8 protein-coding genes and 1 pseudogene are annotated in these 11293 nt (G+C 64.4%); 7 read left to right on the forward strand and 2 right to left on the reverse strand.

Annotated features, from left to right (window positions below; all coding sequences use genetic code 11):
- Positions 1-125 (forward strand): annotated as a pseudogene (locus ACZ92H_RS27880) (S-(hydroxymethyl)glutathione dehydrogenase); the annotation flags it as partial.
- Positions 126-239: 114 nt separating this feature from the next.
- The gene (locus tag ACZ92H_RS27885; RefSeq protein ID WP_131375869.1) at positions 240-473 is read left to right on the forward strand and encodes a hypothetical protein; all 234 of its coding nucleotides are present in this window, start codon (positions 240-242) and stop codon (positions 471-473) included.
- Between the two features lie 12 nt (positions 474-485).
- Here ACZ92H_RS27885 and ACZ92H_RS27890 read toward each other — a convergent pair whose 3' ends face one another.
- Positions 486-1490 (reverse strand): GlxA family transcriptional regulator, encoded by a 1005-nt coding sequence (locus tag ACZ92H_RS27890; protein ID WP_131375871.1) that lies wholly within the window; start codon positions 1488-1490, stop codon positions 486-488.
- 115 nt (positions 1491-1605) lie between these two features.
- Between ACZ92H_RS27890 and ACZ92H_RS27895 the strand changes: the two genes are divergently transcribed.
- From ACZ92H_RS27895 to ACZ92H_RS27905, 3 genes are all read left to right on the forward strand, one after another.
- Positions 1606-4758, forward strand: coding sequence for a DUF6701 domain-containing protein (locus tag ACZ92H_RS27895; protein WP_465051791.1), 3153 nt, complete (start codon positions 1606-1608; stop codon positions 4756-4758).
- 95 nt (positions 4759-4853) lie between these two features.
- Positions 4854-5555 carry a dienelactone hydrolase family protein gene (locus ACZ92H_RS27900; protein WP_131375875.1) on the forward strand — a complete coding sequence of 234 codons (702 nt, stop codon included), beginning with the start codon at positions 4854-4856 and terminating at the stop codon, positions 5553-5555.
- A gap of 152 nt (positions 5556-5707) precedes the next feature.
- Positions 5708-6124, forward strand: a complete 417-nt coding sequence (locus ACZ92H_RS27905) for an SRPBCC family protein (RefSeq protein WP_131375877.1) — start codon at positions 5708-5710, stop codon at positions 6122-6124.
- Between the two features lie 68 nt (positions 6125-6192).
- Here ACZ92H_RS27905 and ACZ92H_RS27910 read toward each other — a convergent pair whose 3' ends face one another.
- Positions 6193-7809, reverse strand: coding sequence for a M28 family peptidase (locus ACZ92H_RS27910; protein ID WP_465051792.1), 1617 nt, complete (start codon positions 7807-7809; stop codon positions 6193-6195).
- Between the two features lie 136 nt (positions 7810-7945).
- Between ACZ92H_RS27910 and ACZ92H_RS27915 the strand changes: the two genes are divergently transcribed.
- Together ACZ92H_RS27915 and ACZ92H_RS27920 are read left to right on the forward strand one after the other, a co-directional pair.
- Entirely contained in the window at positions 7946-8791 is an 846-nt protein-coding gene (locus ACZ92H_RS27915; protein WP_465051793.1) for an alpha/beta fold hydrolase, read from the forward strand.
- Positions 8792-9073: 282 nt separating this feature from the next.
- The gene (locus ACZ92H_RS27920; RefSeq protein WP_131375883.1) at positions 9074-11227 is read left to right on the forward strand and encodes a DEAD/DEAH box helicase; all 2154 of its coding nucleotides are present in this window, start codon (positions 9074-9076) and stop codon (positions 11225-11227) included.
- The last annotated feature ends 66 nt before the right edge of the window (positions 11228-11293 follow it).

Below are 11293 nucleotides of genomic sequence, written 5' to 3' on the forward strand. Positions count from 1 at the left end.
GGTACATGGAAGGCAAGCTCAACATCGATGACCTGATCACGCACCGCTTGCCGCTGGAGCGCATCAATGAAGGCTTCGACCTGATGAAGAGCGGCGAGTCGATCCGTTCCGTCGTGCTGTACTGATCGGCATACTGTACTCATTGCGCAACACTTGACGGCCACGGCAGGGCGGCACGCTGTACTTCGGCCTGTCCCCCTGCTAGTGTGAAGGCATCCGCCTTGCTTTGGGAGCCGTTCATGTTTGCCACTGCCTACCTCGCCACCTTGCGCCGCATGCTGCCCGTCTTTCTCGGCGCGGCCCTGTCTTCCCTGCTGGCCTTGTGGTGGGGCAATGCCGCCATGCTGGCCACGCCCGCCATCTGGCTGGCGCTGCTGGCCACCTATCTGCTGTGCGCACTGATGTTTACGCCGCTGGCCTGGCACCGCCAGCAACTGGCCACGCGCCACGTGCGCACCAACAAGTCGCGCTGATTTTCCCTTTGTCTAGCGGGCCGTGCTGGAAAAGCGCTCGCGGTACTCGCGCGGCGTGATGGCGAGTTTCTTCTGAAACAGGCGGCGCAGCCTTTCCTCGCTGTGCAGGCCCGCCTGCGCGGCGACCTGTTTCAATGACGATACATTGTCTTCCAACAAGCGGCGCGCCACTTCGAAACGCGCCGTTTCGATGAATTCCGTGGGACTGGTGCCCGTTTCGCGCTGGAACACGCGCGTGAAATTGCGCTCGCTCATGGCCAGCCGGGCCGCCAGCAGCGGTATGCCCAGCTCTTCCTCCAGGTGTTCCATGATCCAGCCCTGCAACTGGCGCATCGTCGGATGCGTCGTCATCTGGCTCGACAGGTGCACGGAAAACTGCGACTGGCCACCCGGCCGCTTCAGGTACACCACCAGGTCGCGCGCCACTTCCAGCGCGATATCGCGGCTGAAATCGTCTTCCACCAGGGCCAGCGCCAGGTCGATGCCGGCCGTGACGCCCGCCGACGTCCAGAATTTTCCCTCTCGCACGAAAATCGCATCGGCATTGACCTGTATCAATGGATAGCGCTGGCGCAGGCTGTCGACGGCGCTCCAGTGCGTGGCCGCGCTCTTGCCGTCGAGCACGCCCGCCTCCGCCAGGAAGAAGCATCCCGTGCACAGGGCGGCCAGGGTGGCAATGCGCGGCGCCGCCTCGGCCACCCAGGCGGCGAGGGCGGGAATGTCCTGCAGCACTTGCTCGACGTGGTGGCAGCCGACGATCACGGCCAGGTCGGGCAGGCGGTGCGCATCGAGCGCCTTGCTGGCGTGCAGCGACATCAGGGTGTCCGATGCGACGGGGCCGATGGCCGTCGAGGCAATGCGCACGTCGTAGCCGCCGGGCAGGTTGCGCAGGCGCAAATGCGTGTTGGCGTAATCAAATACTTTCATGGCACCGATGGCTTCGAGTGCCTTGAAGCCCGGGTAGACGATGATGTCGACCGTGCGCAGGGGGAATTCGTTGGGATTTTGCTTGATCATGCGATATGCGCGAGGGTGAAAAATACTGCCATAATGCAACAACAGCGATGGCGTAGATTAGCATGGAAACTTCCACCCAGCCGCTGGCCATTCACTCATCAGATTCCTGGATATCGTGCGCCTACTCCACTTTTTTGTTGCCCTGACATGCTTGCTGGGCCCAGCGTTTTCCCATGCCGCCACGCTCAACTTCAATGGCGGCACGGTGGCGAACTGCACCCGCGTCAATACGCAGTACACCTGCGCCAGCCTGCAGATGGCCGATACGGATGCCGTCGTCATCGCCAGCGGCTATGGCGTGACGGTCAACAGCGACGTGACGATCGGCTACAACCAGGGCTTGAGCATGAGCGGCACGGCGTCCCTGACGGCCAACCGCAACATCGACTTCAGCAACACCAATACGCCGAACCTGCGCATTACCGGCGGCAGCCTGACGGCCAACGGCGGCAGCTTCCGCGTTGGCGGCCAGAGCAATAATGTGATCGTGGCCGATATCTCGGCCGCGTCCGTCAGCCTGGGCGGCACGGCCGTCAAGGTGACGGGCAATATCACGGCCTCGGGCAGCATCGACATTTCGTCCGGATCGAACCTGAATGGCACCATCAGCGGCGGCACGGTCACCACCAATTCGAACGTGACGATTGCGGGCGCTGTCAAGGCCAGCGGCAACGTCAGCATCGGCTCCAGCTCGACTATTTCCGGGCCCGTCTCCGGCAGCACGGTGACCACCAGTTCCAGCGTGACGATCACGGGCGACGTGACGGCCACGAATTCCTTCAGCCTCGGTTCGGGCAGCACCTTGAAGGGCAATACCAAGGCACCGGTGGTCAGTATCGATGCGTCGAATAGCCAGGTGCAGGGCGACATCACGGCCAGCACCTCGCTTTCCGTCGGCTCGGGCAGCCAGGTGAAGGGCAACCTGACGTCGCCGACGATCGACCTGAAGGCGTCCGGCCTGCTTGTCACGGGCGATGTCAAAGCCTCCAATACGCTGACGATTGCCTCCGGCAATGGCGTCAAGGGCAATGTCGAGGGCGGCAATGTGACCCTCGATTCGTCGAATGCCTACATCACGGGCAACGCCCTGGTCGACCACATCACCCTGGGCTGGCAGGGCCGGGTGCAGCAGACCATCACCTGCAAGGCGTACACGCCGGCCAACCCGTGCAGCTGCGTGACGAATAACAGTGGCTGGGCTTTCAATGAGCCGCTGGGACCGAAATGCGGCCCCAGCACGCAGGCCGGCCCCGACCACTTCCAGATCACCCATCCCCCCACGGCGCTGACGTGCGCGGCTGCGCCCGTGACGGTGACGGCGTGCGCGGACGCCGCCTGCAGCAGTGTCTACACGGGTGCCGCGCAAGTGACCCTGACGCCGGGCGGCGCCACCGCACAGCTCAACAGTACCCAGCCGGCCACGGGGATGGTCGTGTCCAGCGTGGCGCAGACCACGGCCGCCAGCAATGTACAGCTGGGCTTGACCAGCACGCCGGCTACCACGGGCGCGCTGGTATGCCGGAGCAGCATCGACAATAGCCTGACCAATTGCCAGATGGCATTCGTCACGAGCGCGCTGCAAGTTGTCGGCGTGCCCCGCTATGCTGAAGGCGTGGAAAAAATTTCCATCAGCGCGCTGCAGGCGTCGTCCTCGAATCCGCGCGCCTGCGTGCCCCTGTTTGCCAGCCAGAACAAGACGCTGACCCTCAAATGCAACTACGCCAATCCCGGCTCGGGGACCGTGCCGGCACGCATACAGAACAAGGATGGCACGTATATCCCCCTGGCAGCGAATACGGCCAGCGCCTGCAGCGCGGCTGGCGCCGCCGTGCAGCTGGCCTTCGATGCCAACGGCCTGGCCACGCCAAACATGCAGTACGCCGATGCGGGCGCGCTGGGCTTGACGGCGACGTATGCCTCAAGCAGCGGCAGCGACAATGGCTTGACGATGACGGGCAGCGGCACGGTCATCGTAGGACCAAAATTTTTCGCATTCAGCGCCATCGCCACGCCGCAGCGGGCCGGCCTGGCCGTGCAGCCCCTGGCGCCGGCGACCAGCATCACTGTCTCCGCGCTGGCTGCCGATAACAAAACCGTGACGCGCAACTTTGGCCGCGAATCGACGCCGCCGGCGTTGACCTTGACCCCGATCGTCGATGCGCCCACTTTTAATGGCGCCAGCAAACCGGCCGTGACGGGCAGCGTCGCTTTCACGAATGGCAATGGCGTCGGCACGGCGAGCAACTTGAGCTGGCCGGAAGTGGGCATGCTCAGGTTCGCCGCCAGCATCGCTACTTATCTGGGGGCCACGTCGCCCGCCTTGCCCGCCACGGGAACCAGTGCCGCCGTGCAATATGTGCCGCACCATTACATGACGCAGCTCATTCCCGGCGGCGACAAGGACTGGCCGCCGCCGGCCTACGTTGCGGCTGCCTGCCTGGCGTCCATGAAGTGCGTGCCTGGTGCCAAGCCGGAAGGGGTGTATGCGTATTCCGGCCAGCCGTTCGGCTTGCGTGTGACGGCGCAGAACGTGAACGGCGATACGACGCTCAATTTCGATGGCCGCGAGCCGGGCTACATGGTACCCGTGCAATTGCAGGGCTGGGATGCGGCCAAGGGGACGCAACTGTTTCCACCGAAGGACCCGTCCGGCAGCCGCCTGACGGACGGCGGCAGCGCGCAAAATACGCTCACCGGTATCGATCCGGGCGCATTCACCCAGGGCGTGGCCAGCGTCGCCATCGCTTACCGTTTTCCTGGCGCCCTCGGCGTGCCGGTGCAGATCGCGCCCACCGACGTGCTGTTGCGCGCCGCGAGCAGCTTTCAAGGCATCAGCGCCAGTTCGGCGGACCCTGGCATCGAAGGCAAGCTGACCATACTCGCCGGCCGCCTGATGGTGCCGCATGACTACGGTTCGGAGCGCTACCCGGCGCGCCTGGCCGTGCAGGCGCAATACTGGAACGGCGCGGCCTGGGTGGCCAACCTGGCCGACAGCATCAGCGCCTTCAGCAAGGCGCAGGTGGTGCTGGCCAATTGCAAGCAGTCACTGGTCTGCAGCGCCCTGGCGGTGGCCGATGGCACGTATACCGTCGACAAGGGCGTCTTGCCGCCGGCGAAACGCCTGATGCTGCTGGCGCCCGGTGCCGGCAAGGTCGGCAGCGTGGACGTTTCCGTGCCCGGCATTGCGCACCTGCCCAGCACGGTGGGCACCGTCGTCTTCGGCGTGTTCAAGTCCGGCCCCGTGATTTATTTGCGCGAGATGTATTGAGGCAGGGCAGGGGCGGGCGGACGCAGACAGGGCGAAAAACCAGTAACATGCCTGGCTGTGGCAATCCCCTCATTCCCTTTCAGACTGGAGTTTCTATGAGCACAACTTCGCAGTGGATCGATATCGCCGGCCCGGACGGCAGCTTCCAGGCGTACCTGGCCGTGCCGCACGTGGGCAAGGGCCCGGCCATCGTCCTGTTGCAGGAAATTTTTGGCGTCAATGAACACATCCGCGCCGTGGCCGACCAGTACGCGGCCGATGGCTACGTGGTGCTGGTGCCCGACCTGTTCTGGCGCGCCGGCGCGCACATCGAACTGGGCTACGACGAAGCGGGCTGGAAGCGCGCCGTCGAACTGATGCAGGCGACGGACAATGAACATGCCGTCAGCGACATCGCCGCCACCATCGCCGTCCTGCGCGCGCGTCCGGAAGTGGCGACGGACAAGCTGGCGTCGATCGGCTACTGCTTCGGCGGCCGCCTGTCGTACCAGGCGGCCGCGGCCGGCCTGGTCGACGTGGCTATCGCCTATTACGGCGGCGGAATCCAGAACAAGCTGGACCTGGCCGAGCAGATCAAGGTGCCGCTGCTGATGCATTTCGGCGGCCAGGACAGCCATATCCCGCCGGAAGCCGTGCAAAAGATCGCCGTGCGCTTCGAAGACCGGCAGGACGTGGAAATCCACCTGTATCCGGGCGCCGAGCACGGCTTCAACTGCACCCACCGCGACAGCTACCAGCAGCGTGCCGCCGCCCAGGCGCATGGCAATTCTCTGATTTTCCTCGCGGAAAACATGTAAGGCGGCCCCGCCAGCCCGGCCGGCCGCCGTCGTCCATGCCGATATGCGCCCAGCAGCAATGCCGCATGGGCGCTAAAATAGCGGCTGTGCCGGGCAACTCCGGCCGGCCGGGCATCGCGCCCGGCAAACCTGGATGAGGAACCGAATTAAAGATGGCCCAAGTAATTGTTTCTGTAACATTGGCGGCAAGCGCCGAAAGAGTGTGGGATTTTATCGGCGGCTTCCAGTCGCTGGCTGAGTGGTCGAGCTCGATCAAGACCAGCCTGTCCGAACACGGCGGCCGCGTGCGCCGCCTGAAAACCACGGACGGCGCCGTCATCGCCGAACGCCTGCAAAGCTACAGCGAAGCGGACAAAAGCTACAGCTACACCATCGTCTCGGGCCCGATCCCCGTCAAGAACTACCGTTCCACCCTGCGCGTCTCGGGCGAACCGGGCGCCGCTTCCTGCGTGGCCGAATGGTCGAGCGAATTCGACGCGGCCGAAGGCGTGGAAGAGGTCATGGTGGGCGCATTCCAGCATTTGTACGAGACGGCGTTCGTGGATTTAAAACGCATCATGGCAATTTGAATCGCTGCGGGCCCAACCCCGGGTGACGCGTAAAAAACACCGGCACAGGCCGGTGTTTTTCATGGCGCCTAGCGTTTTACCTTGCCGAACGCCTCGCCTTTGTTCCACGTCGGCAAATTCTTGTCATTCGCCACTTCATAGCCCAGGTTCAGGGTGAATTGCGCCTGCTGCACCATGCCCGACAGGTCCCACGACGGGTGGTACTCGTCCGTCACCTGGTGGTAATCCTTTTTGAAGGCGACCAGGCGTTCGCTCGACGCTTGCGGGTCCTTGACGAAGTCGAACGAGCCGTCGCCGGAAAACACGGCCGAGCCCACGTTGAAGGCGGGCACGCCGGCCTTGGCAAAGGCAAAATGGTCGGCGCGGTAAAAGGCGCCGGACAGGTCGGGGATGGTGGGGGCCATGCGCAAGCCCATGCGCTTGGCCACCTTGGCGGCGCTGGCGTACAGGCTGCTGCGCTCGGCGCCGGCCACGCCGATGTCGTGCGTCTTGCCGACGAAATTCATGCTGTCCAGGTTCAGGTCGGCGGCCGTTTTTGCCAGCGGCCATAATGGCGTGCGCGTGTAGGCCGTGCTGCCCAGCATGCCCGTTTCCTCGCCGGCCGGCCACAGGAAGATCTGCGTGCGGCGCGCCGGCTGTTTCACGGCCACCTGCGCCATGGCCAGCAGGGCCGCCGCGCCCGAGGCGTTGTCGATGGCGCCATTGTAGATGTGGTCGCTCTGGCCGCTGCGGCCATTGCCCTCGTCATCCTTGCCCAGGTGGTCCCAGTGCGCCGAGTAAATCACGGCCTCGTCCTTCAGCGCCGGGTCCGTGCCGGGCACGATGCCGGCCACGTTGAATTGTTCGATGCTGCGGATCTGGCTCTGCAATTGCACCTTGACCGTGGCATTCAGCGCGACAGGGCGGAACTCGCGCGTTTCCGCCTGGGCGCGCAAGGCGTCCAGGTCCTGGCCGGCTTGCTGGAACAGGGCGCGCGCCATGTCTTCCTGCAGCCAGCCTTCCATCGCATTGCCCGCACCTGCCAGGCTGAAGCGTTCATGGCCGAAGCCGTTGGCGGGCACCGACCACGGATACGAGGCCGACTCGGTCGTGTGGATCAGCAGCACGCCGGCCGCGCCCTGGCGCAGTGCTTCCTCGTACTTGTAGACCCAGCGGCCGTAATAGGTGAGCGACTTGCCGGCAAAGCGGTTCGGCTCGGCAGCGGTCGGCTGCGGGTCGTTGACCATCATGATCACCAGCTTGCCCTTCAGGTCGACGCCCTTGAAATCGTCCCAGCGTTCCTCGGGCGCGCGGATGCCGTAGCCGGCAAACACCACGGGTGCGTCGAACGCCACTGTTTCCTGGCCATTGGCTGCGCCAAAGACGATGTCCTTGCCGACGGCGGGCGAGAGCGTCTTGCCGCCCGCGCTGAAGGTTACCGTGCTCGATGGCAATGCCTTGCTGCCGACGATGGTCAGCGCCTGGCGGTAGCTGCCATCCTTCAATGGCTGCAGGCCGGCCACGGCCGCCTGCGTTTCCAGGTAGCGCACGGCCAGGTCGCCGCCGCGCTGGCCCGTGCCGCGCCCTTCGAGCAAGTCATCGGCCAGGAAAGACAAATGGGCGCGCAGCGGCGCTTCGGCAACGATGGGCTGGGCAATGGAAGCCGTGCTGAGCAGGCTGGCGGCGAGGACGAGGGGAAAACGCATGACAACTCCAAAAGTGAATACGGGAAAGCAAAGCAGGGGCAATCTTACTCTACCGGAAAGGCTGGGACCTAGCGCGCGGCACGTCGGCGCCGATTGCGGCCACAATGGCCGCTGGCCCACCGACAAGGAGCGTTCCATGAGCATCCCTGAATTGCAATCGAGCAATATCCTGCGTACCGCCGACGGTACCCTGATCTACTACAAGGACTGGGGCAGCGGCCCGCCCGTCGTCTTCAGCCATGGCTGGCCGCTGTCGTCCGACGCCTGGGAAGACCAGATGTTTTATCTGGCTTCGCATGGCTACCGCGTGATCGCGCATGACCGGCGCGGCCATGGCCGCTCGGGCCAGCCGTTCGACGGCAACGACATGGATACCTATGCCGACGACCTGGCCGCCCTGGTCGAGGCGCTGGACTTGACGGGCGCCACCCTGGTGGGGCACTCGACGGGCGGCGGCGAAGTGGCGCGCTACATCGGCCGCCACCGCACGGACCGCCTGGCCGGCGCCGTGCTGGTGGGCGCCGTGCCGCCGCTGATGCTGCAGACGGCGGACAATCCGCTGGGCCTGCCGCTGTCCGTGTTTGACGGCATCCGCGCCGGCGTGCAGGCCGACCGCAGCGCCTTCTTCCGCGACTTGAGCGAGGCCTTCTATGGCTACAACCGGCCCGGGGCGAAACCGTCGCAGGGCGTGCGCGACAGTTTCTGGCGGCAAGGCATGCAGGCGGGCATGCCGGCCGCCTATCTGTGCATCAAGCAATTTTCGGAAACGGATTTCACGGCTGACCTGGCCAAGTTCGACGTGCCGACCCTGGTCATCCACGGCGACGATGACCAGATCGTGCCGATCGCCGCCTCGGCGCGGCGCACGGCGGAACTGATCATCGGCAGCAAGCTGCTCGTGTACGCGGGCGCGCCGCACGGCCTGGCGACGACGCACAAGGACCGCCTGAACGAGGATTTGCTGGAGTTCCTGCGCACCTGACACGTGCCGGCGGCGTGGCGGACAAGGCAGCGCTGCCGTGTCCGCCCAGCTTGTTGCTGCTCGGAATTTACGCAGTGCTAGTATTGTTATCTATCGTTCAATGTTGGCGAAAGCACGCACCAAATGCGTGCGGATCGCCGATGTTTCTACAGTTTTTCACGCCATACGGCGCAAAAAACGGCGTTCTGCGGCCGCGTTCCACCCGGTAAGGTCCAGTAAAGAGTAAACTAGCGGCTACACTCTTTCGCATTGGGCGATTCGAGCGAACTTGTGAGTGATTTCATGTCTGATACACCAATTTCCTTATTTTCCGACCTTAACCTGAGCGAGCCGCTGGTTCGCGCGCTCAAGGATGTCGGTTACGAAACACCGTCGCCTATCCAGGCGGCCACGATTCCATTATTGCTCGCTAACCGCGACGTGCTGGGCCAGGCGCAAACGGGCACGGGTAAGACCGCCGCCTTCGCCTTGCCGATCCTGTCGCGCATCGATCTGAAACAAAGCTCACCCCAAGCCCTGGTCCTGGCACCGACGCGCGAACTGGCCATCCAGGTCGCCGAAGCATTCCAGGTGTACGCCGCCCACATTCCCGGCTTCCACGTGCTGCCGATCTACGGCGGCCAAAGCTATGGCCCGCAGCTGTCGGCCCTGCGCCGCGGCGTGCATGTCGTCGTCGGCACTCCAGGCCGCGTCATCGATCACCTGGACAAGGGTTCGCTCGACCTGTCCAAGCTGAAAACCCTGGTGCTCGACGAAGCCGATGAAATGCTGCGCATGGGCTTTATCGACGACGTCGAACGCATCTTGCAAGAAACGCCGGAAGGCCATCAAACGGCCCTGTTCTCGGCCACCATGCCGTCCGTCATCAAGCGCATCGCCACGACCTACCTGGTGAACCCGGCCGAAGTGACGGTCGCCGCCAAGACGGGCACGGCCGACAACATCCGCCAGCGCTACTGGCTGGTGTCGGGCATGCACAAGCTCGACGCGCTGACGCGCATCCTGGAAGCAGAAGCGTTTGACGGCATGATCATCTTTGCCCGCACCAAGCTGGGCACGGAAGAGCTGGCCAGCAAGCTGCAGGCCCGCGGCTTCTCGGCGGCCGCCATCAATGGCGACATCCAGCAAGCCCAGCGCGAGCGCACGATCCAGCAGTTGAAAGACGGCAAGATCGACATCCTCGTGGCGACCGACGTGGCCGCCCGCGGCCTGGACGTCGAGCGCATCAGCCACGTCGTCAACTACGACGTGCCGCACGATCCGGAAAGCTATACCCACCGCATCGGCCGCACGGGCCGCGCCGGCCGCAGCGGCGAAGCGATCCTGTTCATCACCCCGCGTGAAAAGAACCTGTTGAAGGCCATCGAACGCTCGACGCGCCAGCCGATCGGCATGCTGGAACTGCCAACCATCCAGGCCGTCAACGACGTGCGCATCGCCAAGTTCAAGGAACAGATCAGCGAAACCCTGGCCCTGGGCGAACTGGAACAGTTCCAGTCGCTGATCGAGGATTTCGAACGCGAACAGAACATTCCCGCCATCGAGATCGCCGCCGCCCTGGCGAAGATGGCGCGCGGCAATGTGCCGCTGCTGCTGGACAAGAACAAGGCGCGCGAACAAGCCACGTGGCAAGACGACCGTCCGGCACGCCAGGACCGCTTTGACCGCCCGGAACGCAATGAGCGTTTCGAGCGTGGCGACCGCTTCGAGCGCAGCGAGCGCCCGGCCTTCCCGAAAAAGGAGCGCATCCAGCGCCCGGCCGACGCCGGCATGCAAACCTTCCGCATTGAAGTGGGCCATCAGCATGGCGTCAAGCCAGGCAACATCGTCGGCGCCATCGCCAACGAAGCGGGCATCGATTCGAAAAACATCGGCCGCATCGAGATCTATGACGACTACAGCGTCCTGGATTTGCCGGATACCATGCCGAAGGAATTGCTGGACCAGCTGAAAACCGTGTGGGTAGCGGGCCAGCAGCTGCGCATCAGCCGCGACGGCGACGCACCGGACCTGGCGCCGCCCGCCGCGCCGCGCAAGCCGTTCGCCGCCAAGTCCGCGCCAGCGTTCAAGGATGCGCCGGCAGACGCGGGCGACGCCGCCCCTGCGCCGCGCGCGCCGAAGAAGGAACGCCCACGCCCGGGCGTGACGGCGTACCGCATCGAAGTGGGCCGTGAGCACGCTGTAACGCCAAGCAACATCGTCGGCGCCATCGCCAACGAAGCGAACCTGGAAGCCAAGCATATCGGCCGCATCGATATCTTTGACAACTACAGCGTGCTGGATCTGCCGGAAGGCATGCCGCCGGAAATCCTCGACCACCTGAAATCGGTCGTGGTATCGGGCCAGAAACTGCGCATCAGCCTTGATGACGGCACGACGGAGCGCAAGCCTGCGCCGCCGCGTCCGAAGTCGCCACCGCGCAAAACCTACAAGTAAGCCATCTCGTCACGGGCGCCTCCCCGGCGCCTGTGTCGCGGATTGGAGACATATCCCCCGCTGGCG

It is taken from the genome of Janthinobacterium foliorum (assembly GCF_978021625.1).